Annotated in this window: 22 protein-coding genes and 1 tRNA gene; 17 read left to right on the top strand and 6 right to left on the bottom strand. The window is 69.0% G+C overall.

The features are described 5' to 3' along the window. Positions 1–224: hypothetical protein (locus DMC18_RS25820; RefSeq protein WP_199232529.1), on the top strand; the 224-nt coding region annotated here is incomplete at its 5' end. A 5-nt stretch (positions 225–229) separates the two neighbouring features. Further along, a complete protein-coding gene (locus DMC18_RS01640) occupies positions 230–1,126 on the top strand; it encodes an ankyrin repeat domain-containing protein (RefSeq protein ID WP_110132650.1) in 897 nt (298 codons plus the stop codon). Positions 1,127–1,174: 48 nt separating this feature from the next. Here DMC18_RS01640 and DMC18_RS01635 read toward each other — a convergent pair. Next, a tRNA-Ser gene (locus tag DMC18_RS01635) sits at positions 1,175–1,265 on the bottom strand. Positions 1,266–1,405: 140 nt separating this feature from the next. Here DMC18_RS01635 and DMC18_RS01630 point away from each other — a divergent pair. Genes DMC18_RS01630 through DMC18_RS01615 form a run of 4 tightly spaced genes read left to right on the top strand, consistent with a single transcriptional unit; the run spans position 1,406 to position 6,028 of the window. Beyond that, the gene (locus DMC18_RS01630; protein WP_110119732.1) at positions 1,406–2,866 is read left to right on the top strand and encodes an exopolysaccharide biosynthesis polyprenyl glycosylphosphotransferase; all 1,461 of its coding nucleotides are present in this window, start codon (positions 1,406–1,408) and stop codon (positions 2,864–2,866) included. After that, positions 2,866–4,305 (top strand): lipopolysaccharide biosynthesis protein, encoded by a 1,440-nt coding sequence (locus DMC18_RS01625; protein ID WP_110119731.1) that lies wholly within the window; start codon positions 2,866–2,868, stop codon positions 4,303–4,305. Before DMC18_RS01630 ends, DMC18_RS01625 begins: the two co-directional genes overlap by 1 nt. Continuing rightward, positions 4,302–5,246 carry a glycosyltransferase family 2 protein gene (locus tag DMC18_RS01620; RefSeq protein WP_110119730.1) on the top strand — a complete coding sequence of 315 codons (945 nt, stop codon included), beginning with the start codon at positions 4,302–4,304 and terminating at the stop codon, positions 5,244–5,246. Before DMC18_RS01625 ends, DMC18_RS01620 begins: the two co-directional genes overlap by 4 nt. Next, entirely contained in the window at positions 5,246–6,028 is a 783-nt protein-coding gene (locus tag DMC18_RS01615) for a polysaccharide deacetylase family protein (RefSeq protein WP_110119729.1), read from the top strand. Before DMC18_RS01620 ends, DMC18_RS01615 begins: the two co-directional genes overlap by 1 nt. Before the next feature lie 169 nt (positions 6,029–6,197). Here DMC18_RS01615 and DMC18_RS01610 read toward each other — a convergent pair whose 3' ends face one another. From DMC18_RS01610 to DMC18_RS01600, 3 genes are all read right to left on the bottom strand, one after another. Continuing rightward, positions 6,198–6,542 carry a hypothetical protein gene (locus tag DMC18_RS01610; protein ID WP_110119728.1) on the bottom strand — a complete coding sequence of 115 codons (345 nt, stop codon included), beginning with the start codon at positions 6,540–6,542 and terminating at the stop codon, positions 6,198–6,200. Positions 6,543–6,572: 30 nt separating this feature from the next. Continuing rightward, complete coding sequence (locus tag DMC18_RS01605) at positions 6,573–7,253, bottom strand: DUF882 domain-containing protein (RefSeq protein WP_110119727.1); 681 nt, start codon at positions 7,251–7,253, stop codon at positions 6,573–6,575. Between the two features lie 232 nt (positions 7,254–7,485). After that, positions 7,486–8,922 carry a murein L,D-transpeptidase gene (locus DMC18_RS01600; protein WP_370444018.1) on the bottom strand — a complete coding sequence of 479 codons (1,437 nt, stop codon included), beginning with the start codon at positions 8,920–8,922 and terminating at the stop codon, positions 7,486–7,488. A 271-nt stretch (positions 8,923–9,193) separates the two neighbouring features. Here DMC18_RS01600 and DMC18_RS01595 point away from each other — a divergent pair, with 271 nt between their 5' ends. From DMC18_RS01595 to DMC18_RS01570, 6 genes are all read left to right on the top strand, one after another. Beyond that, complete coding sequence (locus DMC18_RS01595) at positions 9,194–10,258, top strand: glycosyltransferase family 4 protein (protein ID WP_110119725.1); 1,065 nt, start codon at positions 9,194–9,196, stop codon at positions 10,256–10,258. Between the two features lie 137 nt (positions 10,259–10,395). Beyond that, the gene (locus DMC18_RS01590; RefSeq protein ID WP_110132649.1) at positions 10,396–12,549 is read left to right on the top strand and encodes an amylo-alpha-1,6-glucosidase; all 2,154 of its coding nucleotides are present in this window, start codon (positions 10,396–10,398) and stop codon (positions 12,547–12,549) included. Positions 12,550–12,584: 35 nt separating this feature from the next. After that, positions 12,585–14,381, top strand: a complete 1,797-nt coding sequence (locus DMC18_RS01585) for a glycoside hydrolase family 15 protein (protein ID WP_110119723.1) — start codon at positions 12,585–12,587, stop codon at positions 14,379–14,381. Between the two features lie 132 nt (positions 14,382–14,513). Next, complete coding sequence (gene otsB / locus DMC18_RS01580; RefSeq protein WP_110132648.1) at positions 14,514–15,308, top strand: trehalose-phosphatase; 795 nt, start codon at positions 14,514–14,516, stop codon at positions 15,306–15,308. Further along, positions 15,305–16,771 (top strand): trehalose-6-phosphate synthase, encoded by a 1,467-nt coding sequence (locus DMC18_RS01575; RefSeq protein ID WP_110119721.1) that lies wholly within the window; start codon positions 15,305–15,307, stop codon positions 16,769–16,771. The genes otsB and DMC18_RS01575 overlap by 4 nt, the downstream gene beginning before the upstream one ends. 1 nt (position 16,772) lies before the next feature. Continuing rightward, entirely contained in the window at positions 16,773–17,627 is an 855-nt protein-coding gene (locus DMC18_RS01570) for a Ku protein (protein WP_110119720.1), read from the top strand. On the opposite strand, the gene DMC18_RS01565 is transcribed toward DMC18_RS01570, so the two are convergent. After that, positions 17,624–18,937, bottom strand: coding sequence for an MFS transporter (locus DMC18_RS01565; protein WP_110119719.1), 1,314 nt, complete (start codon positions 18,935–18,937; stop codon positions 17,624–17,626). The genes DMC18_RS01570 and DMC18_RS01565 overlap by 4 nt on opposite strands. Positions 18,938–19,025: 88 nt before the next feature. Beyond that, positions 19,026–21,638, bottom strand: coding sequence for a TonB-dependent receptor (locus DMC18_RS01560; protein ID WP_233248031.1), 2,613 nt, complete (start codon positions 21,636–21,638; stop codon positions 19,026–19,028). A gap of 279 nt (positions 21,639–21,917) precedes the next feature. On the opposite strand from DMC18_RS01560, the gene DMC18_RS01555 reads away from it, so the two are divergent. From DMC18_RS01555 to DMC18_RS25815, 5 genes are all read left to right on the top strand, one after another. Beyond that, the gene (locus DMC18_RS01555) at positions 21,918–22,472 is read left to right on the top strand and encodes a TetR/AcrR family transcriptional regulator (protein WP_158285832.1); all 555 of its coding nucleotides are present in this window, start codon (positions 21,918–21,920) and stop codon (positions 22,470–22,472) included. 79 nt (positions 22,473–22,551) lie between these two features. Then, positions 22,552–23,445, top strand: a complete 894-nt coding sequence (locus DMC18_RS01550; protein WP_110119716.1) for an SMP-30/gluconolactonase/LRE family protein — start codon at positions 22,552–22,554, stop codon at positions 23,443–23,445. Then, positions 23,445–24,653, top strand: a complete 1,209-nt coding sequence (locus DMC18_RS01545) for a serine hydrolase (RefSeq protein WP_110119715.1) — start codon at positions 23,445–23,447, stop codon at positions 24,651–24,653. The genes DMC18_RS01550 and DMC18_RS01545 overlap by 1 nt, the downstream gene beginning before the upstream one ends. Further along, positions 24,650–25,825: an aromatic ring-hydroxylating dioxygenase subunit alpha gene (locus DMC18_RS01540; RefSeq protein ID WP_110119714.1), complete on the top strand. Its 1,176-nt coding sequence runs from the start codon at positions 24,650–24,652 to the stop codon at positions 25,823–25,825. The genes DMC18_RS01545 and DMC18_RS01540 overlap by 4 nt, the downstream gene beginning before the upstream one ends. Positions 25,826–25,839: 14 nt before the next feature. Next, positions 25,840–26,124, top strand: a 285-nt coding sequence (locus DMC18_RS25815) for a DUF2141 domain-containing protein (protein ID WP_158285831.1), incomplete at its 3' end; no start/stop codon positions are given.

The following is a 26,124-nucleotide window of genomic DNA, read 5'->3' as shown; positions in this document are numbered from 1 at the left end:
ACCGCTGGCTGGGCGCGGGCCTGGGCGGGCTGGTCGGCGGCATCCCCGGCGCGATCCTCGGCGGCCTGTTCCTCGACGCCCCGCCGGCCTATGGCGAGCGCCACGCCCTGACGGCGGTCGGACCCGAGGGCCAATCGGCCGACGACGCCTCGCTGCTGGACCTGCACGGCCAGGCCTGGCTGACCTCCAGCCTTGACGCGGCCTATCGCGCGGCCGCCAACTGAGGCCCGTGACCCGTTCGGCCCGGATCGCCGCCCTGGCGGCCTCGATGGTGATGATGACGGACGTAGCGCTTGCCTCATGCTTCGTCGGCGGCACCGCCCTGCCCGACGCCCGCGCGGCCCTGGCGGCGGCCGACCACGGCCAGGCCGGTCGCGACCTGATGGCGGCGGTGATCAAGGGCGATGTCGACGAGACCGCCCGCCGCCTGCGCGCCGATCCGGCCCTGACGACGACGCGCGGCGGCCGCAACGGCGACCTCCTCGGCCTGGCGATCGCCCGCTGCGACAAGCCCATGGTGACGGCGCTGCTGGACCTGGGCGTCCCGCCCGACGGCGGGGGCGACGCCATCCCCTTAAGTCTCGCCCTGCGCGCCAGGGATCCGGTCTTCGCCACGCAGCTGCTGGCCGCCGGGGCCAGCCCGCAGCGGCGCGAGGCCTATTGGCCGCTGAAGGCCGCCATCGGTCTCAACTCGCTCGGCGCGGTGCGCTTGCTGCTCCAGCGCGGGGCGCGGGTGAACGACCATGACCCAACCGGCGCGACGCCGCTGCGCATCGCCATCGAGCAGCAGAACTTCCGCATCGCCCAACTGCTGCTCGACGAAGGCGCCGATCCCTGGGCGGTCGGCGGCAACGGCGAGACGGTGGCCACCGTGCTGGCCGGCCCCATGCGCCCCGGCGAGTCGGAGGAACAGGCCGCCCGTCCGCGCGTGATCGAGGCCCTGAAGAAAAACGGCTGGCGCCTGCCCGGCGCGCCCGACGCCCGCGAGACTCGCCGACTCACCCTGACCGGCGCCTGGCCCCCGCCCGAAGCCCGCGCCGCCGGCTGGAAATCCCAGCCGCCCGAAGCGGTCGTCGCCCGCATGCGCCGGTTCTGGACCGAAACCGGCGACAAACGGCGCAATTAGGCGCGGTTTTCCCGCCAAAGGCGGTGTTTTCAGTGATTTTGCGGGGGATGGCGGAGACGGAGGGATTCGAACCCTCGATACCCTTTTGAGGTATGCCGCTTTAGCAAAGCGGTGCCTTCAGCCTCTCGGCCACGTCTCCTCCTGAGAGGGAGCGGTTCGATAGCCTGTTCGCTGCAGAATGACAATCGAGCGTCGAAGGAAAATCGCGTTAACGCGACGCTCAGACGGCCACGCTAGGTTGAACCCCGTTCTCCCGTGTGCAGAAGCCCAAGAGCGATCATGAGTTCCGCCCTCGCCCGCCCCGCGGACGCAAGTCATGCGTCCGACGATGTTCGTAGCCGGCGCGGCCCCTTTCGGCCCGAACGTCTCACCCCGGCGCGCGCCCGGGTGCAGATTCGGAACCTGACCCGCTGGTTTCGCGCCGCCGATTCGATTCTCGCTCTTGGCCTGGCCCTCTGGCTGGCGCGCGACGGCGCCCTCGCCGCCCCTCTGGTCGGGGTTGGCGTGCTGCTGGCCGCCCTGCACGGCCTGGAAGCCTATGTCTTCGCCCATCGCGAGCCGCTGATCCGCCACCTGCTGCGCACGGCCGCCGCCGTCGGCGCGGCAACGCTCGCCGTCCAGGTCGTGGCCCTGACGCCGCTGGCCCAAACACCCCTGGGCGCCCCGCATCCGCTAGGCGGCTGGCTGGCCCTGGTCTTGCCCGTGTTCCTGGCGGTTCACGCCGGTTGGTGGGCGCTGGTGCGCCACGGCCGCCGGGTCGGCACCCTGACGCCCAACATCGTGCTGGTCGGCGCCACGACCAACGCCGAGCGCCTGATCGCCGCGGCCCTGCGCACCGGCGAGGTCAATGTGCTGGGCGTTTTCGACGACCGCGCCGCCCGCGCCCCGGAAGCCGTCATGGGCGTGCCGGTGCTGGGCGACACCAAGGCCCTGCTCGACCACCGCATCATGCCCTTCGTCGACCGCGTGGTGATCGCCGTCGAGTCCACCGCCCAGGCCCGCGTGGGTCAGTTGGTCGAGCGCCTGTCGGAACTGCCCAATCCCGTCAGCATGATCGTCGACATCGGCGGCGACGCCGACCGCGACGCGGCCATGGGACGCCTGGCCGACCTGTCGGGCGCGCCCACCGACGCCCGCCGGGCCATGGTCAAGCGCGCCCAGGATCTGGTCGTCACGGGCCTTGGCCTGATCGTCGCCGCCCCGGTGATGCTGATCGTGGCGATCGCCGTGAAGCTCGACAGCCCCGGCCCGATCTTCTTCCGCCAGCGCCGCCACGGCTTCAACAACGAGGCGATCCTGATCTGGAAGTTCCGCTCGATGCGGCACGAGATGGCCGACGCCAAGGCCGCCCGCCAGATCAGCGCCAACGACGACCGCGTCACCCGCGTCGGCAAGTTCATCCGCAAGACCAGCCTCGACGAGTTGCCGCAGCTGTTCAACGTGCTGACCGGCGAGATGTCGATCGTCGGGCCGCGCCCGCACGCCATCGGCATGATGACCGGCGACGTGGAGTCCGCCAAGCTGGTGGCCACCTACGCCCATCGTCACCGCATGAAGCCCGGCGTCACCGGCTGGGCGGCGATCAAGGGCTCGCGCGGCGCCGTCGACACCCCCGAGCTGGTGCGCCAGCGCGTCGCCTACGACGTCGAGTACATCGAGCGGCAGTCGTTCTGGCTGGACCTCTACGTGATCCTGATGACCGTGCCCTGCCTGCTGGGCGACAAGACCGCCGTGCGCTGATGTTCTGGCGCGGCGTCCTCGGCTACCTGCCGGTCAACATCGCCCAGGGGGTCGTCGGCCTCCTGACGATCGTGCTGTTCACCCAGGTGCTGACCCCGGCGGAGTACGGGACCTACGCCCTGGCCTTCTCGGCGCTGAGCCTGACCCAGACGGCCCTGCTGACCTGGACCGAGGCGGCCATGGCCCGCTTCCATGCGAGGGCGCAGGAGGACGGCCGCCTGCCCGACCACTTCGCCACCCTCTATCGCCTGTGGATCCTGATGGCCCTGGCCATACCGGTCGCCGCCGCCGTGATCCTGCGCTTCTGGCCGATGGCCCCGGCCCTGAAGGTCGCCGTCGTCGCCGCCTTCGCCGCCGCGGCGGTCAAGAGTCTCGCCAAGCTGTCGCAGGAGCGCCGCCGCGCCGCCGGCGAGGTGTCGGGCGCGGCCCTGCTGGACGTGATCCAGACCGTGGGCGGCTTCGCGCTCGGCCTGATCCTGGCCCTGGTCGGCCTGGGCGGCGCAGCCCCGATCCTGGGCATGGGCGCGATCTCGCTGCTGTGCCTGGTGTTCGTGCTGCCCGCCGACCTGGGAAGGCTGAAGGGCGGCCATTTCGACAAGGCGCTGGCCAGGTCCTACGCCGCCTATGGCCTGCCGGTGGCCTTCTCGCTGATCCTGGCCCTGGTGCTGTCGACCACCGACCGCTTCCTGCTGGCCGCCTTCCTCGACGAGAGCGCGGTCGGCGTCTACCACGCCGGCTATTCGCTGGGCTCGCGCACCCTGGACGTCGTCTTCATCTGGCTGGGCATGGCCGGCGGCCCGGCCATGGTCGCGGCCCTGGAGCGCGGCGGCCAGGCGGCTCTGGAAGACAGCGCCCGCGAGCAGGCCGACTTCATGGTGCTGCTGACCCTGCCCGCCGCCGTCGGCCTGGCCCTGGTCGCCCGCCCCCTGACCGAGGTGATGATCGGCCCGGCCCTGCGCGACGGGGCTGCGGGCGTGACGCCGTGGATCGCCGCCAGCGGCTGGCTGTCGGGCGTGACCACCTATTACCTGCTGCAGGCCTTCACGCTTGGCCGGCGCACGACGATGCTGAGCGTCTGCATGGCGATCCCGGCCGGCGCCAACCTGGCGCTGAACCTGATCCTGATCCCGCGCTTCGGCCTCAACGGCGCGCTGTGGGCCACCACCGCCAGCTATGGCCTGGGCGCGATCGCCGCCGGAGTGCTGGGCCGCCGGGCCTGCGCCCTGCCGATCCCGTGGGAGGCCCTGGCGAAGGTCGGCCTGTCCAGCGCCCTGATGGCGGCCCTGGTCCTGGCCCTGCCCGACTTCGGCGGCCTCTTCGAACTGATCCTCAAGGCGGGCCTCGGCGCGGCGACTTTCGCCGGCGCGGCCCTGCTGCTCGACGCCGGGGGCGCACGCGGCCGCCTGGCCGTCATCACCCGCAGGTTCCGCCCCGCATGACCGCCCCGATCATCGAAACCGTCTCCGACAACGCCGCGTGGGCCTTGGCCGTCCCGCGCCTGTCGGTGCTGATCCCGACCTTCCGCGACGACCCGACCGCCCTGCTGCGCGCCCTGGATGGCTCGAAGAAGGCCATTGGGGACGACGCGGCCGAGATCGTGGTGCTGGACGACGGCGGCGGCGACGAGGCCCTGGCCGCCCGTATCGGCAAGATCATCGCGGGCCTGAAGCGCCCCGCCCGCTTCGTGCGGCTGTCGGCCAACGCCGGCCGCGCCCAGGGCCGCAACCGCCTGGCCGCCCACGCCCGGGGCCGCCACCTGCTGTTCCTCGACAGCGACATGCTGCCCGACCCGCGCGATTTCCTGTCGCGCTGGCTGGCGGTGGCGAGCGACGACGCGCCCGTGGCCTTCGGCGGCTTTACGCTGGACCAGACGCCGATCCGGCCCGAACACGCCCTGCACCGGGCCATGGCGCTGAAGAGCGACTGCACGCCCGCGCCGGAACGCGCCCGCGAGCCGGAAAAGCACGTCTTCACCTCGAACCTGCTGGTGCGCCGCGACGTCTTCGAGACCATCGCCTTCGACGAGGGCTTCGCCGGCTGGGGCTGGGAGGACGTCGAGTGGGCGATGCGGGTCGCCCGCGCCCACCCGATCCTGCACATCGACAACACCGCCACGCACCTGGGCCTGGACCCCGCCCCGGTGATGGCCGCCAAGTACGAGCAGTCGGCCGCCAACTTCGCCCGCGTGGTGGCCGCCCACCGCGACGTGGTCAGCGCCTATCCCAGCTACAAGGTCGCCAAGGTGCTGAAGGGCGTTCCCCTGCGCGCGACCTGGCGGCCGTGGCTGAAGGCGATCGCGCTTTCGGAATCCCTGCCCACGCCTCTTCGTGCATTCTCCATGCGGCTCTACCGGGCCGCCCTCTATTCGGACGCCGTGTGATGACCGCAGTCGAACCGACCTATGAAAAAGTCGACGCCTACGAGCCGGACCGCTCTCTGAAGGGCAAGGTCCGCCGCCGGCTGATCCGCCTGCAGCACCGCCGCCCGGCGCGGGTGAAGCTCACGCGGCCGATGGTGTCGTTCAGCTTCGACGACGCGCCGGCCACGGCCTGCGAGGCCGGGGCGCGAGTGCTGGAGGCCCGGGGCTTTCGCGGCACCTATTATTTCGCCGCCGGCCTGACGGGTCGCGACGGGCCGATGGGGCGCTACGCCACGGGCGAGGACGCCGCCCGGCTGCACGCCGCCGGCCACGAGATCGGCTGCCACACCTTCAGCCACCTCGACTGCGGCCAGGCCTCGACCCAGGTCGCCCTGGCCGACGTGGCCCAGAACACCGACGCCCTGGCCGCCTGGGGCGTGGGGACGGCGGTCAGCTTCGCCTATCCCTATGGCGACGTCGCCGCCCCGGCCAAGACGGCCCTGGCCGGCCGCTTCAAGACCCTGAGGGCCCTGCACCACGGCCTGATCGCCAACGGCGCCGACCTCAACCAGGCCCCGGCCGTCGGCATCGAGGGCGAGGACGGCGAGGCCGTGGCCCTGCGCTGGCTGGACGCCGCGCATCGCCGCAAGGCGTGGCTGATCCTCTATACCCACGACGTGGCCGAAAAGCCGTCGGCCTGGGGCTGCACGGTGGAGGCGCTGGAACGGCTGGTCGACGGCGCGGTCAACGCCGGCTTCGACGTGGTGACGGTGGCCGAAGGCGCGAAGCGGATCGGGCTGTAGAACCCCTTCTCCCCTTGCGGGAGAAGGTGTCAGCGAAGCTGACGGATGAGGGGGCGCACCCACGAAAAACGCCGCGACAGCTGATCGGCTGCCGCGGCGTCTTGCTTTTGAGAGACCCCTCACCCGACCTCCTTCGGAGGCCACCCTCTCCCGCAAGGGGAAAGGGAAATTACTGGCGCGTCCGCGAGGTCATGCCGGCGGCCGCGGCGTCGTCGGCCATCTGCGGGTCGACTTCGGGAGCGGGCTTGGGAGCCGCGGGCGCTTCGACCACCGGCGGCTTTTCGGGTTCGGGCGTCGCCGCCGGCGCGGCTTGCGCGGCGGGCGTGCGGGTGACGGCGGCGCTGGCGGCGTCATCGGCCGCGGTGCGGACCTCGGGACCTTCCTGATAGCCGCCGTTGTCGAAACCGACCCCGGCGCTGACCACCAGGATCACGCCGAGGGCCGCCACGGCGCCGACGACGAAACCCAGGACGATCCATCCCAACGGATTGCCGCGACGTTCGGCCTTGGCCATCTGGAGCTCCCTAAAGGGACGGCTCCAACCTCAGGAGCCGACCCAACGCCGGACGGGGCCGACGTCGACGTGGACGAAATTGCTGACCGGATAGTAGCCGACGCCGCCCTGCTTCAAGTCGAGGGCCGCGGTCCGGAGACGATCCAGAGAGACGTCCTCCAGATAGAGATCGATCGCCTTGCCGTCCATGTGCAGGCTGCGTTTGGCGACCTCACCGCTGCGCGCGTGCAACATCGCGTTGGTCTTGGGCGAGCGATAGCCGGAAATGATCTGGAAGTGAGCCTTGGTCTCGGTCCGCGCCGCCAGGCCGGCCATGATGTCGAAAAGCTCGGGATTCATCGGGGCGACGTCCCCCGTCCGATAGTCGCGCAGCACCTTGTCGAGGGCCTGGACGGCGTCGGGCACGTACTCGCCCTTCTCGAAATAGACCGCCTCGACCTTTTCCTGGGTGTGCACGTTGTGCAGCTTCACCCAGCGGGGTTCGGACGAGACGCGCCGGATCGTCGGCCGGGGCGCGGGAACCGAAGCTTGCGGCAGGTCGTTATCCGACATGCCTTCGGCCGCATTGCCGAGGTCCTGCTTCATCAGCAGGTCGGCGATGGGATCGGCCCCTGGGCCGAACTTGGACTGTGCGAAGGCCGCCATGGGCCCGATCGCACTGGCGCCCAGCACACCGAGGCCAAGCCCCAGAAGCTTGCGTCGTTCGATCATGGATACGCTTTCCCGACTGACTGCGTCAGGCCGCCCGAAGGCCGCCGAAGCTCACTTGGAACACGATAAACTTTCCGGATCGGAAAGGCTTACGCACCAAAAGAGGCCTGACGAGGGCGCTCGGGTCAAGCGGAGCCGGGACGGGCATGACAGCCGAAAGCGTGAGCGGCTTTGACGCCGGCCACGCTTCAACTGCTTTAAAGACAGTCGCTTGGGCGCCCCGGCGAGGCGCTCAGACGGCTTTCGCTGCGGCGATACGCTGCACCAGCGCGCGATCCCACCCATAGGGGTCATCGCGGAAATTCACCTGCCCGTCCGGGGTCACATAGGCGGTCCAGTAGAGCAGGAAGACGGCCATCGGCTGGGCCAGCTGGGCGCGTACGGTCTTGCCCGAGGCGATGGTCGTATCCACCGCATCGGCCTGCCATTCCGGATTGCTGGCGAGCAGTTGCTTGGCCAGCGGGATCGGCTTTTCCAGACGCACGCAGCCGTGGCTGGCCAGGCGGCTGTAGCTGGCGAACTTGGCCCGCGACGGGGTGTCGTGCAGATAGACGCCGTAGGAATTGTTGAAGTCGAACTTCACCAGGCCCAGGGCGGCCTTGTCGCCGGCCTTCTGCTGCAGGCGCGAGCCGCCGTCGCCGGTCGGGATGACGATGAAGTCGTTGCGCGCCAGATAGCCCGGATTGGCCCGCTCCTTGGGCCACAGCTCCTTGGTCGCGATCGAGGACGGCACGTTCCAGGGCGGATTGAGCACGATCGAGTGGATCGCCGACTGCAGCATCGGCGTCTCGTCGCCCGGACGCCCGGTGACAGCGCGCATGGTCAGGGTCGGGGCGTCGTGGTGGAAGACGCTCATCACCGCGGCGGCGATGTTGACCTGGATGCGGTCGGCCGGCAGCTCCTGCGGCAGCCAGCGCCAACGCTCCATGTTGGCGACGATCTGGTCGATGCGCAGTTGCACCGGCACGTTCAGCGCCGTCAGGGTGCCCTTGCCCAGCACGCCGTCGGGATTGAGGCCAAAGCGCTTCTGGGCGCGCATCAGGGCCTGCTGCAAAGCCTCGTCGAACACCGCCACGCCGTCGACGGCGATGGTGGGGTCCTCGACCGCCAGCCGGGCCTCCAGCTGGACGATGCGCGGATCGGCCTTGTCGCCCAGCTTCAGCGGCGTCCCCTCGGGGATGACCGCCCAGCCGCCGCGGGCGGCGATGTCGCGATAGGTGACCAGGCCCTTCTGCAGGGTCTGGTAGCCGGTATAGGGCGGCGACAGCTCTTCCAGCCAGCCGGCCAGTTGGTCGTTCTGCACGGCGGCGGCGAAGCCGGGCGCGGGATCGTAGGCGGCCGGGCGCAGGCCCCAGTTGGCGTCGAAGTCGGCGGGGGCCAGGCGGCCGCTGTGCACGGCCTTGGCGTAGCGCAGGGTCAGGGCGATCAGCTGGTTCAAACCCGCCTGGCGGTCGGCGCCGTTGCGCGAGTCCAACTGGGCCAGGGCGCGGTCGGGCGCGAAGGCGCCGGGCTCGAAGCCGTGCGAGGGCGCGTTGATCAACGCCTTGGCCAGCAGGTCGATCTGGTCGGCGCGCAGGGCCGGCGGCGCGGGCACGGGCACGGGCGCCTGTTGCGGCGCCCGGACAGGCCGGAGTTGAGCTTGAGCATGAACGGCCGGAGCCGCCGACATCCACAGGGCCGCCCCAAGCAGGGCGGTCGAAACTTTCAGGCTCTGTCTCACCGTCGACGGGTCTCGCACGCACATTGCGCGCGGCCCCTCCGCGCGCTTCACAAATGGCAATTCCGCGTCGGCTTCGTCAACGCGAGGATCGTGAAACTGTAACGGCCAAGGTCGCCTTTTGGTTCTTTCTCACGTTGCGGAACCTTAACGCCACACTCGCGGTTTGCATTCCGACGTCGGCGCCTTTGCGCCACAATCGTCCTTGACAGGATCACCACACATGAGAATCGCCCAGGTTCCGCCCCTGTACGAAGCCGTTCCGCCGCGGTTCTACGGGGGGACGGAACGGGTGGTCGCACACCTGACCGACGCCCTGGTCGACCTGGGTCACGAGGTCACCCTGTTCGCGTCCGCCGAAGCCCGCACCAAGGCCGACCTGGTGGTCGTCCGCGACCAGGCGATCCGCCTGGATCCCGCCCCGCTGAAGTCGGACCTCGCCGCCCACATCGCCATGCTGGCCGAGGTCCGCCGCCGCGCCGACGACTTCGACGTCATCCACTTCCACACCGACATGATCCACTTCCCGCTGTTCGAAGGCATGGCGGGAAAGACCCTGACCACCCTGCACGGGCGGCTCGACCTGAAGGACCTGCCGGGCGTCTATCGCCGCTGGCCGCAGTTCCCGCTGGTGTCGATCTCCGACAGCCAGCGCGCGCCGCTGCCCTTCGCCAACTGGGCCGGCACGGTGCTGCACGGCATGTGCGCCGAGATCTACGAATATCACCCGAAATCCGAGGGTTACCTCGCCTTCCTCGGGCGGATCTCGCCGGAGAAGGGCCCCGAGCGGGCGATCGCCATCGCAAAGAGGGTCGGCCGCCGGCTGAAGATCGCCGCCAAGGTCGACGCCGCCGACCGCGAATACTTCCACGCCGTCGTCGAGCCGCTGCTCGACCACCCGCTGATCGAGTTCGTCGGCGAGATCGGCGACGCCGAGAAGTCGGCCTTCTTAGGGGGCGCCGACGCCCTGCTCTTCCCCATCGCCTGGCCCGAGCCCTTCGGCCTGGTGATGATCGAGGCCATGGCCTGCGGCACGCCAGTGATCGCCTACCAGTGGGGCTCGGTGCCCGAGGTGATCGAGGAAGGCGTCACGGGCTTCATCGTCGACGACGAGGACGAGGCCGTCGCCGCCCTGCGCCGCCTGCCCGATCTGTCGCGCCAGACGGTGCGCGCGCGGTTCGAGACCCGGTTCTCGGCCCACGCCATGGCCCGTCGCTATCTCGACATCTATGCGCGCCTGGACGAGGCGGCCCAGCCGCCGCGCCTGACCCTGGCCCAGAGCGCCTGACCCGCCGGCGGCCCAGTCCAACGGCCAAGCTGCCGGCCTGAGGCCGCATTGTGTTTCCAAGTTTCAGCGACCGCGCCCTCACCGGCGCGGCCGCTGATCGCGTTTAAGACCCAGCGTTCCGGATTAAGGGGCATCGAATGGACGACCTCGCACCGACCCCGTTGACCGCCGGCGAGCAGGGCGAAACCGGCGAACCGCGCGTGCCCTACCGGCTGTTCGCCCTGAAGGACCGCGACACCTTCCTGGTGGCCGACGCCTTCGGCGACGTGCTGGGCGCGGCCGACGGCCTGTTCCACGACGACACCCGGCTGCTGTCGCGCCTGCGGCTGCTGATCGGCGGCAAGCCCCCCGCCCTGCTGAGCGCCAGCGTCTCGCAGGACAACGTCTTCTTCACCTCGCACTCGACCAACCAGACCGTCCAGTCGCTGGGCGGATCCTCGGCGCCGCACGGCGCGATCCATATCGAGCGCAAGCGCTTCCTGTGGTCGGAGCGGCTCTATGAGCGGCTGCGCTTCGTCAACTACAGCCGCGACATGGTCATCCTGCCGGTGATCCTGGAATATGACGCCGACTTCCACGACATGTTCGAGGTGCGCGGCTCCAAGCGCAAGGCGCGCGGCCGGGTGCTGCCCGCCGAGCTGAACGGCCGCTCGGTGCACTTCGCCTACCAGGGCCTGGACGAGCTGCGCCGCGACAGCGTCATCGCCTTCTCCGAACCGCCGGGACGCCTCACGCCGCAGCGGGCCGAATTCATGTTCATGCTGACGCCGGACACCCATTTCGACCTCTATCTCGAGGTCGGACCGGTTCCGGACCATCCGCCGACCCGCGAGCGCTGGCGAGCCGCCGCCGCCCGGGCGCGGCTGGACATGCGCGGCCGCCGCCGGCGCGGGGCGCGGCTGAAGAGCTCGGGGCGCCTGTTCAACGACTGGCTGGAGAAGTCGCGGGCGGATCTCGCGTTGCTGACCACCGAGTTCGCCACCGGACCCTACCCCTATGCCGGCATCCCCTGGTTCTCGACCCCGTTCGGCCGCGACGCCATCATCACCGCCTGGCAGGTGCTGTGGATCGAGCCGCGCCTGGCCAAGGGCGTGCTGGCCTATCTGGCCGAGCACCAGGCCGAGGAGGTCAGCGCCTTCCGCGACAGCGCGCCCGGCAAGATCATGCACGAGACCCGCAAGGGCGAGATGACCGCCCTCGGCGAGCTGCCCTTCGGCCGCTATTACGGCGGGGTCGACACCACGCCGCTGTTCGTGGCCCTGGCCTGCGCCTATGCCGAGCGGACCGGGGACCTGACGTTCATCGACGATCTCTGGGAGGCCTTGCAGGCCGCCGTGGCCTGGATCGAGCACTTCGGCGACAGCGATGGCGACGGACTGATCGACTACGCCCGCGGCGCCGACACCGGCCTCTCCAACCAGAACTGGAAGGACAGCGAGGACAGCGTCTTCCACGCCGACGGCAAGTTCCCCGACGGGCCCATCGCCGTGGTCGAGGTGCAGGGCTACGCCTTCGCCGCCTTCAGGGGCATGGCCGATCTCGCCCGCCGGCGCGGCGAAACCGACAACGCCGAGCGCTGGGCCGCCAAGGCCGAACATCTGCGCAAGACGGTCGAGGAACGGTTCTGGATGGAGGACAAGGGCTTCTACGCCATGGCCATCGACGGCCACGGCCAGCCCTGCCGGGTGCGCGGCTCCAATCCGGGCCACCTGCTGTTCTGCGGCCTGCCCTCGCCCGAGCGGGCGGCCAAGGTGGCGCAGACCCTGCTGTCCAACGTGTTCCACAACGGCTTCGGCGTGCGGACCCTGGCCGAGGGCGAGCCGCGCTTCAATCCGATGAGCTATCACAACGGCTCGGTCTGGCCGCACGACACCGCCATCTGCGCCATGGGCCTGGCCCGCTACGGGCACAGGGACGGCGTGGTGCGGATGACCTCGGGCCTGTTCGAGACCGCCGCCCACTACGAGATGCGCCTGCCGGAGCTGTTCTGCGGCTTCCCCCGCCAGCCGGGCGAGCCGCCGGTGGCCTATCCCGTGGCCTGCCTGCCCCAGGCCTGGGCGGCCGGCTCGGCCTTCATGATGCTCCAAGCCTGTCTGGGGATCACCGTCGACGGCTGGGCCGGCGAGATCCGCATCCAGGAGCCGCGCCTGCCGATCGGCATCGACAGCCTGTCGATCGAGAACCTGGGCGTCGGCGACAAGCTGACCGATGTTTCCTTCGAGCACGTCGGCCGTCATGTCACGGTGCAGGCCGGCCGGCGCTCGACCGTGCCGATCCTGACCCGCTGCTAGTCCTGCTTACCCAAGAACAAGAAGAGCAAGATCCCATGCCCCAGAACCTCGACCTCTTCCCGATCGGCAACTGCGCCGTGAACGCCCTGATCGACCGCGACGGCCGGTTCGTCTGGGGCTGCATGCCCCGCGTGGACTCCGATCCGGTGTTCTCGACCCTGCTCAGCGGGCTGGAGCCGCCGTTCGAGGGCGGCAAGGGGCTGTGGGACGTGGTCGTGGACGGCGCGACAAGCGTCGAGCAGGCCTATCTGCGCAACACCCCGATCCTGCGCACGGTGATTACCGACGCCGACGGGGCGAGCCTGGAGATCATCGACTTCGCGCCGCGCTTCCAGCAGTTCAGCCGCATCTATCGCCCCACCGCCTTCATCCGCCTGGTGCGGCCGCTGAGCGGGGTGTGCCGCGCCACCATCCGCCTGCGCCCGACGGCCAGCTGGGGCGGACGCCTGGCCGAGCACACCAACGGCTCCAACCACATCCGCTACCTGTGCTCGGACATGACGATCCGGCTGACGACGGATTGCCCGGTCTCGCACATCCTGGAGGAGCGCACGTTCCGCATCGAGCGGCCGATCGCCATGTTCCTGGGGGCCGACGAGGGCTTCGACGCCGATGTCGGGGCCACCTGCGCCCGCATGCTGCAGCAGACCGAGGACTATTGGCTCAACTGGGTGCGGGGTCTCGCCGTACCGCTGGACTGGCAGTCTGCGGTGATCCGCGCGGCCATCACCCTCAAGCTCTGCACCCACGAGGAGACCGGCGCGATCGTCGCGGCCATGACCACCTCGGTGCCCGAGCACGCCAACAGCGGCCGCAACTGGGACTACCGATACTGCTGGCTGCGCGACGCCTATTACGTGGTCCAGGCCCTCAACCGCCTGGGCGCGGTCGACATCCTGGAGAACTATCTCTCCTACCTGCGCAACATCGTCGACCGGGCGGCCGGCGGCCACATCCAGCCGCTGTTCGGGGTGGGCTACGAGCCGGCGCTGATCGAGCGCTTCGCTCCGGACCTGGCCGGCTATCGCGGCATGGGGCCGGTGCGGATCGGCAACCAGGCCTTCGAGCACCAGCAGCACGACGTCTACGGCCAGATCATCCTGTCCTCGACCCAGGCCTTCTTCGACGAGCGCCTGCTGCGCCCGGCCACCATCGACGACTTCAAGGCCCTGGAGCCGGTGGGCGAGCGGGCCTTCCAGCTGCACGACCAGCCCGACGCCAGCCTGTGGGAGTTCCGCGGCCGGGCAAACGTGCACACCTATTCGTCGGTGATGTGCTGGGCCGCCTGCGACCGCCTGGGCAATGTCGCCGAGAAGCTGGGCCTGGCCGACCGCGCCGTCTTCTGGAACGAGCGCGCCGCCAAGGTGCGGGGCGCCATCGACAGCCAGGCCTGGAACGAGACCCTGGGCCGGTTCGCCGCCACCTTCGGGGGCGAGGAACTCGACGCCAGCCTGCTGCAACTGGTGGACCTGCGCTACATCGCCGCCGACGACCCGCGCAACAAGGCCACGGTGGCGGCCATCGAGGCGGGCCTGCGCAAGGGCAGCTACCTGCTGCGCTACGCCCTGCCCGATGACTTCGGCACGCCGCAGACGGCCTTCAACATCTGCACGTTCTGGCTGATCGAGGCGCTCTATCTGGAAGGCCGCATCGAGGAAGCGCGGGATCTGTTCGAGGAGATGCTGGGCCGCCGCACGGCCGCCGGCCTGCTGTCGGAGGACATCGGCTTCGAGGACGGCGAGCTGTGGGGCAACTACCCGCAGACCTATTCGCTGGTGGGGCTGATCAACTGCGCGGCCCTGCTCAGCCGGCCCTGGACTTCCGTCCGCTGACGGAGCGTCAACCCTGCGGGGCGCACGTTTTGGTGAGCCAAACGTGACCCACAGCTGGACCGTGCAGGGGATCGAAACCGGCGGTGGATGCGTTGTTGGCGCCTAGTTCCATAGTGAAAGGGGCCAAACTGCATGACCGCGTACGGGTCTGCCGCTAGGCTTGCGGCGTCGGATCTTCCGACACCGCCGATCAATATTCCCGCCAAATCCGCGCTGTTCCTCGATCTCGACGGAACACTCGCCCCCATCATGCCGCGTCCGGACGACGTCGGCCCAGACCCCGCGCGCGCGGCCCTGCTGGCGCGCCTGCGGGCCGCTTTGAACGACCGCGTGGCCGTGGTCAGCGGCCGCTCGCTCGACGATCTTTCGCGTATCCTCGGCCAGGACGGCGTGGCCTATCTGGCCGCCGTGCACGGCCTTGAACGCCGCACGCCCGCCGGCGCCTGGCGCTCCGCCCCCCACGAAGGCCTGGCCGAGGCCCGCGACGTGCTGGGCGATCTGGCCCGCTGCGATCGCGGCCTGCTGCTCGAGGACAAGCACCTGAGTCTCGCCCTGCACTATCGCAACACCCCCTCGGCCGCCGACGCCGTGGTCGAGGCGGCCGAGCGCCTGGCGCGCCAGACCGGCCTCGTGCTGCAACTGGGCGACATGGTCGCCGAGCTGCGCACCCCCGGCCAGGACAAGGGCTCGTCGGTCGCCGCCCTGCTGCGCGAACCGGCCTTCCATGGCGCCACGCCGATCTTCGTCGGCGACGACCTGACCGACGAGGACGGCTTCGCGGCCGCCGCCCGCCTCGGCGGTTTCGGCGTGCTGGTGGGTCCCGAGCGCCCCACCGCCGCGACCTATCGCCTGGACGGCCCGGAGGCCGTTCACACCTGGCTGGACGCCGCCGCCCAGGCCGTCACGACCAGCGAGGCAGCCCGATGAGCCGCCTGATCGTCGTATCGAACCGCGTCAACCCGCCGTCCGGCAAGGGCGAGGAAAGCGTCGGGGGCCTGGCCATGGCCCTGGCCGCGGCCCTGCGCGAATATTCCGGCATCTGGTTCGGCTGGAGCGGCAAGACCACGCCGGAGTTCACCGGCCAGCTGTCGATGCAGCGCATCGAGGGCGTGACCGTGGCCACGGTCGACCTCGAGGAAGGCGACTACCAGGAGTACTACAACGGCTACGCCAACAAGACGCTGTGGCCGCTGTTCCACTACCGCGTCGACCTGACCGCCTACGACCGCTCGTTCGGGGAGGGCTACGACCGGGTCAACAAGCGCTTCGCCGAGACCCTGCGACCGCTGATCGAGCCGGACGACATCATCTGGGTGCACGACTATCACCTGATCCCGATGGCGCGGGAGCTGCGGCGCCTCGGCGTGACCAACCGCATCGGCTTCTTCCTGCACATCCCCTGGCCGGCCCACCAGCTGGTGGTCACCCTGCCCCGCCACCGGCCGCTGGTGGAGGCGATGTTCCACTACGACCTGATCGGCTTCCAGACCGAGGAGAGCCTGCAGGCCTTCGAGGGCTATGTGCTCAACGAGGTCGGCGGCGAGAAGACCGAGGACGGCCGCCTGCGCGCCTTCGGCCAGGTGACCGAGGCCGGGGCCTTCCCGATCGGCATCGACGCCGAGGACTTCGCCCGCATCACCAAGAGCTCGCGGGCCATGCGGGTCTATGACCGGATGGCCGCGCACAGCGTGTTCCGCAAGATGGTCGTGGGCGTCGATCGTCTCGACTACTCCAAAGGTCTCGAAGAACGCCTGATCGGCTTCGAGCGCTTCCTGCACGACAACGAGGAGGCGCGGAACGAGGTCATGCTGCTGCAGATCGCGCCGATCTCGCGCGACGAGGTCGAGGCCTACCAGGACATCCGCCACCGGCTGGACGGCCTGATCGGCCGCATCAACGGCGCCTATGCCGAGATGGACTTCACGCCGATCCGCTATCTCAACCGCTCCTATCGGCGCGACGAACTGGCGGGGGTCTATCGCGCGGCCAGGGCGGCGCTGGTCACGCCCCTGCGCGACGGCATGAACCTGGTGGCCAAGGAGTATGTCGCCTCGCAGAACCCCGAGGATCCGGGCGTGCTGATCCTGTCGCGCTTCGCCGGCGCCGCGCGGCAGATGAAGGAGGCGCTGATCATCAATCCCAACAGCCCCGAGGAGATTTCCGACGCGCTGAGCCGGGCCCTGGCCATGGACGAGAGCGAGCGCAAGCGGCGCTGGGAGGCCCTGATGGACAACGTCACCCGCCAGGACGTCACCGCCTGGCGCGACGACTTCGTGGCGGCGCTGAAGGGGCGTCCACCGGTGGCCGAGGCGGCCAATACCGAAGTCCCCGAGGAGGAGCCGCCGGTGGTGACGGTCAAGAAGGCCGCCCTGGTCGGGGCCAAGAAATAGCATGGCCGCCCGCCCCACCTGGCAGGGCCACCTGCGGCTCTCGCTCGTGACCTGCCCGGTGGCGCTCTACACCGCCACCAATCCCGGCGGCGAAGTGCGGTTCAACCTGCTGCACCCCAAGACCCACAACCGCATCAAGATGGTGGCGACGGACCCGGACCTCGGGCCCGTCGAGCGGTCCGACCTGGTCAAGGGCTACGAGGTCGAGAAGGACCGCTATATCGTCGTCACGCCCGAGGAGATCGAGAGCGTGCGGCTGGAGAGCACCCGCACGATCGACATCGAGCGCTTCGTCGACGTGGCCGACATCGACCGGCTGTACTGGGACAATCCCTATTTCCTGGTCCCCGACGGCAAGCTGGCGGTCGAGGCCTATTCGGTGATCCGCGACGCCATGGCCGGCGCCAAGCGCATCGCCCTGGGCCGCGTAGTGATGCACACGCGCGAGCGCCTGCTGGCCATCGAACCGCGCGGCAAGGGGCTGATCGCCTGGTCCCTGCGGTCCTACGACGAGGTGCGCGACCCGGCCGACCTGTTCGACGACATCCCGGCCAAGAAGGCCGACGCCTCGATGATCGCCATCGCCCGCAAGATCATCGAGCAGCAGGACGGTCCGTTCGAGCCGCAGGCCTTCAAGGACCGCTACGAGGACGCCCTGCGCGCCCTGATCAAGCGCAAGGAAAAGGGCGGCAAGGCCAAGGTCTCGGCCGCTCCGCCCGAGGATACCAACGTGGTCGACCTGATGGAGGCGCTGCGCAAGAGCCTGGGCGGCAAGGCGCCGGCGAAGCCGCCTGCGCGGAAGCCGGCCGCAAAGGGCAAGGCTTCCGCGACGAAGACCGCTCGAAAGGCGTCTTAGGCCGCCTCGGCCACCGGCGACTTCGCCTCCCTCAGACGCAGGTAGATGCAGCCGAAGCCGACGATCGCGTTGAGGACGCCCACCAGCACAAACGGCGAGGCCGGGCCGACGACGTCGAACAGCACGCCGCCGACCGTGCCCAGCACCAGGATGCCGAACGCGCCGCACAGGTTGAAGAAGCCGATGACGGCGCCCCGGCCCTCCTCCGGCGCTTCCTTGCCGATCAGGGCCTGGGAGCCGATGAAGGCGCTGATCTGGCCAACGCCCAGCAGCACGAACAGCGGCATGGCCGCCTTGCTCAGCGGATCGTCGATGAAGATCGTCGCCAGGTAGCCGACGCCGCCCAGCAGCATGCAGGCGGCCAGGGCGGTCAGGCGGTGGGCCTTGTCGATCATCAGGGCCACGACCACCGGCCACAGCAGGGCCGCCGACTGGGCGACGATGAACGGGATGCGGCCCTGGTCGAGGGCGTCGGCCAGGGTGGCGCCGTTCTCCAGCGCGGCCTTCTTGCCCCAGGCGATGGCGTAGGCGCCGACGATGGCCAGGTCGCCCCGGGCCACGAAGGCCGAGGCGTAGGCCAGGACGATGCGCGGATTGGCCTTGGCGGCCGCAACGCCGACGCCGAGCTGGGTCGAAAGCTTGGGCCGCTCGACGGTGCGCGTCGCCACGCCCGGCTTGAGGCCGAACCACATCACCGCCGCCGAGATGACGCACATCACCGCCGCGACCGCCAGGGCGGCCTGGCCTGCGGCCTTCTCGCCCATGCCGTCGGCCACGAAGATGGAGGGCAGCTTGCCGATGGCCAGCGCCAGCACCACCACGCCCAGGCCGTTGAGCACGCCCGACAGGGCGACGATCTTGCCGCGGTCGCGGGCTTTCACATAGTCGGCCAGGACGGTCGACAGCATGCCCGTCGTCGCGCCGATGCCGATGGCGTAGATCACCTTGTAGAGCGACAGGTCCCACAGGCTGGTGGCCAGCGGATAGAGCAGATAGCCGGCCGCCGTCGCCAGGAAGCCGACGGCGTAGACCGCCCGGCGCCCCACGCGGTCGGCGAAGGCCCCGGCCAGGCCGAACACGAACAGCAGCGCCACCTCGTTGACGAGGTTGAGGATCCCCAGGGCCGAGCCCTGGCGGTCGAGCGGCACGCCCAGATTGGCGCTGAGCACGTAGGGCGTCATGATCGCCACGGTCGTGGCCAGCCCGATATTGACGAAGGAAGCGTAGAGCGCGGTCCACATGTGGCCGGCGCGTACGCCCGGCTCGATCGCCACTATGCCGAAGCGCTCGGGATCTTTGGCCTTCGCCATTTGGGGGAACTCCAGGAAAGCTTGGGGGCAAGGAAAAGGCCCGGCGCGCAGGCGCGCCGGGCCTTGGCAGTTCACACGCTCAGCAGGATCAGAAGGTCTTGCTGATACGGATCGAGCCGGCGCGCTTGTCAGGCAGGCTGACGACGTAGGCGCGCACCGGGGTGTTGTTGTTCAGGTCGAAGAAGCCGAAGTCGGTCGCCGCGATGGCGTTCTTCGGGGTGTCGTCGTTGAACAGGTTGGTGACCGACAGATCGACGCTCCACGACCCGTCGGTGATCCCGGCCCGCAGATCCGAGACGAAGTAGCTCGGCAGCCAGGTCAGGTTGCTCTGGGTGATGTAGCGCTTGGACTGGTAGCGACCGGTGAGTTCGGTCGTCCAGGTCCAGCCCGCGCCCACCGGCAGGTCGCCGGTCATCAGGGCCGAGAGGTTCAGGTTGTGCTTGGGCGTCAGCGGCACAGCCTTGCCGGTGTAGTTGCCGTTGTTCGACTCGATCCGGTCGAAGTAGCCCGGGGTCGAGACCTTGTAGTCGGTGAACTCGGCGTCGGTGTAGGTGTAGTTGCCGCTCAGCGTCAGCCAGCTGGTCGTCCGCCAGTCGGCGCTCAGGTCGACGCCCTTGCTCTTGCTTTCGCCGGCGTTCTCGACCGACGGAACCGAGGTGCCGTTCAGCACCTTGGTCGTGCCGATCTGCTGGTTCTGGTAGATGTTGTAGAAGATCGCCCCGTTCAGGACGAGGCCGCCGTCCAGGAACACGTTCTTCGAGCCGATTTCGAAGCTCTTCAGCTTCTCCGGCTTGAAGGTCGTGTCGACGCTGCCGCTGGTGCCGGTGGTGTCGACGCCGCCCGGCTTGAAGCCTTCACCGTACGACGCGTAGACCGAGTTGCGCGAGGTGAGCTTGTAGTTGGCCACGAAGTTCGGCGTGAAGGCGTGGTCCTTGACCGTCTTCTTGTCGATCTGGGTGGTCGCCGCCAGCTGCGCCGCTCGAGCCGCCGCCGCGCTGCTGTAGGTGCAGCCCAGGGCGCCGACGCACAGGTAGCGCAGGCCGAACAGACGGTAGTACATCGGCTGGTACGGGCTGCCGCGATAGGCGATCCGCTCCTCGATGTAGCGGCCGTCGAAGCGCACGGTCAGGGCGTCGGTGACGTCGTATTCGACGCTGCCGGCCCACGACAGCGAGTCGGTCTCACGCGAGATCTTCAGCGGGTAGTCGGCCGTGGCCTTGACGTCCGCCGTCGGCGCCTGGAAGGCCCCGGTCGAGGTGGCGCCGCCGCCCTGGAAGATCGAGACAAGAGCGGCCAGACGCGCGTCGGCGCCCTTCCGCATCCAGAACTGGTCCTTGTTGATCTGGTCGGCGTACTCGTGGAAGTACAGGCCTTCCAGCGAGGTCCGCAGCTTGCCGAAGTCCTTGTTCCACCGCAGCGTCTGGCTCTGCTGGCGGGTGTGGAAGGTGTCGTCCAGCATCACCGAGAAGCCGGTCGCGGGCAGGCCCGTGGTCGGCGGGGTGGTCGACATGCCGAAGAAGCGCATGAACGCGTAGTAGCTGCTGTAGGTCGGCAGCAGGCCCGCATAGGAGGCCAGTTCGGCGCTGCTCAGGCTGTAGTCGCTGTTGTCGAAGTCCTGCACCTGCGTGGTCTCGCCGCGGGTGATCCCCGTCAGCGAGGTGAAGGTGCCCCAGTCGCTTTCGTAGCTGATGTCGAACGAAGCGCGGGTCGCGTCGGTGACCGTGCCGGCGTAGTCCTTGCCGGTGCGGGTATCGAGCGAATAGGCGACCAGGTTGTTCTTCACGACCGAAGCGTTGGCCAGGTTGCCGGCGACCGTATAGCCGGACTTGCCGGTCTTCGGGTCGATGGCCGAGACGCCGAGATTGGCGGTGTTCGGCGTGCCGGTCGTCGGGTTCACCGAGGTGATGAACGCCCGGGCCATCTGGTCGTATTCCTCGTGCGAGCTTTGCACGCGGGCGAAGATGGTCAGGTTCTCGATCGGCTTGATCAGCAGGCCCAGGGCCGCGCCCTTGGACTCGCCGCCGCCGACCTTGGCGCCGCTGACGCTGTTGCGGTACTGGCCGTCGTTCTCCCAGGCGCCGACGTTCAGGCTGAGCGCCAGCTTGTCCTGGACCAGCGGACCGCTGATCGAGGCCTTGCCTTCCTTGAGGCCGAAGCTGCCGGCTTCCAGGCTGACCTTGGCCTCGAGTTCGTCGAGGTTCGGGCGCTTGGAGATGTAGTTGATCGCGCCGGAGAAGGCCGAGCGGCCGTAGAGCACGCTTTGCGGGCCCTTCACCACTTCGATCCGCTCGGCGTCGACGAAGCGCAGGCTCGCCAGAGCGCCGCCACCGGCGGTGGCGAAGGCTTCCGAAGACGTGTCGACCCCATCCACCAGGATGGCCACGTTCGGACGGCCCCGAACGGCTTGCACGCCGCGGATGGCCGGACGCGTATCGCTAGGCGTCAGACCCTGATCAAAGGTCAGGCCGGCGGTCGATTGCGCCACCCGAGCGATGTCAGAAATATTACGGCGTTCGATCGTCTCGGCCGACACCGCATTGATGCTGATTGGAACCTCTTGCAGAGCTTCCGACTTACCGCGAGCCGTGACGGTGATCTCTCCAATCACCGTGGACTCTTCTGAAGTTGTCGTTTGCGCGAAGGCTTGCCCCGCGCAGACCAAAAGCGTAAGAGCGCTCGCGCTCGCACAGTAGATATTCATCGCCGACTTGGTCATGACTCCCCTCTTCAAATCTTGACCACACCCCGCCGCGTTCACCGCGACTGTTCCCCGCCGGTCAAGATGATGGAGCCGGACCAATACAGGTCTTGCGATAAAGCGTTTGTCCGTCCATCGGATAGGAGTTCAGGAAAGTAAGCCATGCTGTCAGAGATCGCCGCCGCGCCCAAGCCTCGACAATCACGTCGGATCGCCACCGAAGCAGCGATCGTGGAGGCTTTTGGGCGTCTTATGGAGCGCGGAAGCGTCCACGACGCGGGTGTGAACGCCCTAATCAAGGAAGCGGGCGTAGGCAAGAAACAAATCTATGACTATTTCGGCGGCCTTGGCGGCGTGGCCGATGCGTGGGTGCGCCGCACCGGCGTCTGGCCCCGCCTGACCGACATGATCGACGAGTCGCTGGAGACCTTCCACCAGCGCCCGGCGATGGAACGCCTGCGCATGCTGGTGCGGGCCTACGCCTCAACCCTGCGCGCCCACCCGGCCGTCGCCACCATCATGGCCGGCGAGTTCGCCGGACCGCCCGAGCTGCGCGACGCCGTCACCGCCGTGCGCATCCGCATCTGGGAAGAGTACGAGCGGCTGTTCATCGGCCAGCGCAGCGAGGACAAGGAACTGCTGGCCGTGGCCATGACCATGCTGTCGGCCGTCTCCTACATCGGCATGCGCGCCAAGTTCGAGCCGAACTTCTTCGGTTTCGATCTTCACGACGACGACGCCTGGGATAAGGTCGCAGGCATGCTCGACCACGTGATGGGCCGCTATCAGACGGGCGTCGAGGTCGCGATTTCTCGTCAGGCGGATATCGCCGAATAGAAAATTGACCGGTCGGTCCCTTTTTGAAAATCTCCGAGCATCCCGCCAACCGCGGGACTGATGGCACGCGGAGACCTTCATGTTCGGCGACCCCCTTTCTCTTCCCGTCAAACCCCAGGCGGGAGACCTCTGGGTGGCCGCGACCACGGTCACCGACCACCAGCTGAAACTGGGCCTGTCGCGCATCCTGCTGCTGGGCCCTGATCTGCAGGTGAAGGCGGCGCTGCACACGGGCGACTTCGGCATGGTTTCGGGCTTGGCGGTGAATCCCCGCACCGGCGAGCTCAACGCCCTTGACCCCTTCGCCCGCAACGTCACCCGCATCGACGCCGACGGACGCCGCGTTCCTGGCCAGGCCTCGCTTCTCCCCGGTCGAGGCCTGGGCTCGATGGTGTTCCTGCCCGACGGCGGCGCGCTGGCTGGCGAGCACCTCTCGGGCCTGGCCCCGCCGTTCACCGGCGAGGGCCGGCTGGTGCGCTTCGACGCCGACGGCCGCGTCGTGCGCTTCTATCGCCCCGAGTATCATGGCGGCGTGATGGGCTTCCTGGGCGTCACCCACCTGGCCCTGCTGTCGGACGGCAAGACCGTGGCCTACGTCTCCGAGACCGGCCACACCGTCTTCCGCTACGACATCGAGGCCGACGCCCAGCTGTCGCCGCTCTATGTCCGCACCGATCCCCCGGGCATGGTGTTCGGCCTCGCCACCGCCCCGAACGACGACGTGCTGGTCAGCTGCGGCAATGAAGTGCGCCGCATCGCCCAGGACGGCTCGGTGGTCCGCGCCTACGCCGTTCCGGAAGGCCGCGGCTGGTCGTTCCTGCGCGCCACCGACGACGGCGCGCACTTCTGGGCCGGCGACTTCTTCTCGGGCCAACTGGCCAAGATCGCGCTGGACAGCGGCGAGGTCGTCGCCAGCGTGAAGCTCGACATCCCGTTCGGCGTGACGTCGATCGTGGAAGCAAAGGCGGCCTGATGGGCAAGAAGCGCAAGATCCTGCTGGCGGGCCTTGGCGTCGTCGTCTTGGCGGGCGCGGCGACCTATGCCTCCGCGCCGCTCTACTGGAGCCGCTACTTCCGCGCCCTGACCGTCAATCCGCTGGAGCCGCCGATCGACTGGTACAAGCCGGTCGCCGTGGTGAAGGGCGCGCCGGGCAAGGCCCTGCCGAAGACCACGCCGCAGGCGGCCGGGATCGATCCCGCCGCCCTGGCCGCCGCCGCCGACTACGCCGGGGCCCGCAAGTCGGACGCCCTGATCGTCGTCAAGGACGGGGCGATCGTCTACGAGCGCTACTGGAACGGCGTGGGCCCCACCAGCCGGATGAAGGCCCACTCCTTCACCAAGACCCTGACCGGCATGCTGATCGGCGCCGCGATCGCCGACGGCAAGATCAAGTCGGTCGACCAGCCGGCCGCCGACTTCATCACCGAGTGGCGCGGCGACGAGCGCGCCAAGATCACCATCCGCGACCTCTTGCAGATGTCGTCGGGCCTGGCGGCGCCGGACTATTCCTACGCGCCGTGGTCCAGCACCATCCGCACCTTCCTGTCGCCGGACCTGGCCAAGGACAACCTGGCCCTCAAGGCGACCCACCCGCCGGGCACGGTGTTCGGCCATCACAATCCCGACCCGGTGGCGCTGAGCGTCATCGTCGAGCGCGCCACCGGCAAGGCCTTCGCCGACTACATGTCGGAAAAGCTGTTCCGCCCCCTGGCCATGCACGACGGCCAGCTGTGGCTTGCCAAGGAAGGCGGCCTGGCCCACGGCGACTGCTGCCTGGTCTCGCAGGTGCAGGACTGGATGCGCATCGGCGTCATGCTGGCCAATGGCGGATCGTTCGAGGGCCGCGAGGTCCTGCCGGCCTCGTACGTCGAAGCCATGAGCGCGCCGGGCAAGGCCAATCCGGGCTACGGCTTCCAGATCTGGCGCGGCCGCCCCTACGCGGCCGACCGCATCTATACGCCCGAGCGTCCCGACAAGAGCAGCAAGTCGGCCGAACCGATCGCCGCGGAAGACGCCATCTTCCTCGACGGCTGGGGCAAGCGCCGCCTCTGGATCGTGCCTTCGCAGAAACTGGTGATCCTGCGCGACGGGGTGGACCTCGACGACTGGGACGACACCAAGATACCCAATCTCATCCTCCGCGGACTCACCCCCGCCCCGCAGCCGGAGAAGACGCCATGATCAAGAACCAATGGTACGTGGCCGACTACAGCGACGAGATCCCCAACGGCGGCCACAAGCGGGTGAAGATGCTGGGCCTGGAGTTCGTGGTGTTCCGCGACTCCAAGGGCAAGGTCAGCTGCCTGTCGGACGTCTGCATCCACCGCGGCGCGTCGCTGGGCAGCGGCATGGTCGTGGATGACGCCATCGAGTGCCCCTATCACGGCTGGCGCTTCAACGGCGGCGGCAAGTGCGTGAAGATCCCGTCGCAGGAGCCGGACGCCAAGATCCCGCCCCGCGCCAAGATCGACTCCTACCCCGTGCAGGAGAAGTACGGGATGATCTGGGTGTTCATGGGCGACCTGCCCGAGGCCGAGCGCCCGCCCCTGCCGCCCTTCCCCGAGTTCGAGGATCCGGCCTGGCGCTGCATCCGCGGCACCTACGAGTGGAAGGCCAACTACGCCCGCATCACCGAGAACGGCATCGACCCCTCGCACGCGGCCTTCGTCCACCCGAGCTTCGGCGACAAGGAGGCCCCGCAGGTCCACGAGTTCACCCTCGAGCAGGACGAGTACTCGGCCTATGCCGAGCTGAAATTCGTGCCGCCCGAGTACAAGGGCATGTGGAAGTTCTTCCGCAAGGCCAAGCGCAGCATGGTGACCGTGCGCAACGGCTTCCACGTCTCGGGCGCCCACGTGCGGATCCAGATCCGCCCGACCCCGACCTGGTCGACGGTGATCTTCGACGTCAACACGCCGATCGACGAGACCACCACGATCACCCGCTGGATCATGGCCCGCAACTTCCTGACCCAGAAGATCTGGGACGGCGACAGCCGCCGCCGCACCCTGCGCATCTTCGAGCAGGACCGCGTGATCATGGAGAAGGTCTGTCCCGAGCTGCTGCCGGTCTATCTGCACGAGGAAGTCAGCGTGAAGTCGGACGGCATCATGGTGGCCTGGCGCAACAAGCGCCGCGAGCTGATCGAGAAGGGCTGGGCGCTGGACGTCGACGCCATGGAGCGCGACATCCAGGGCAAGCGGGCGATGGTCATCCCCTCGCCCGACCGCGCCGATCCCAAGCTGGCCAAGGACTTCTTGCTGAAGACCGTGCCGCTGGTCGATGGCGAGCGGGTGCGCCAGGAAGCCTTGAAACAGCGCCACGGCGGCCAAGCGCCGGCCGCGGCCGAATAGTGGGAGCGAAAAGCGTGAAATCGAGCATCCTCGCCATCGCTCTCGCCGCCGCCGCGGGGGTCGCGCAAGCGGCCCCCGTGGAGGTTCGCGTCTCCGGCGTCAGCAGCGCCAAGGGCCAGATCGTGGTCTCGGCCTGCGACAAGGCCACCTTCCTGAAGACCTGCCCCTACAACGTGAAGGTCCCTGCCGCTTCCGGCGCGGTGACCGCCAAGATCGCCAACCTGCCGCCCGGCCAGTGGGCGTTCCTGGCCTTCCACGACGAGGACGGCGACGGGGTGATGAAGAAGACCGCCCTGGGC

It is taken from the genome of Caulobacter sp. D5, assembly GCF_003185805.1.
In the GTDB taxonomy this organism is placed as follows: Bacteria; Pseudomonadota; Alphaproteobacteria; order Caulobacterales; family Caulobacteraceae; genus Caulobacter.
The sequence above is the reverse complement of the archived record's forward strand: the minus strand, read 5'-3'. Positions and strand labels throughout refer to the sequence as shown.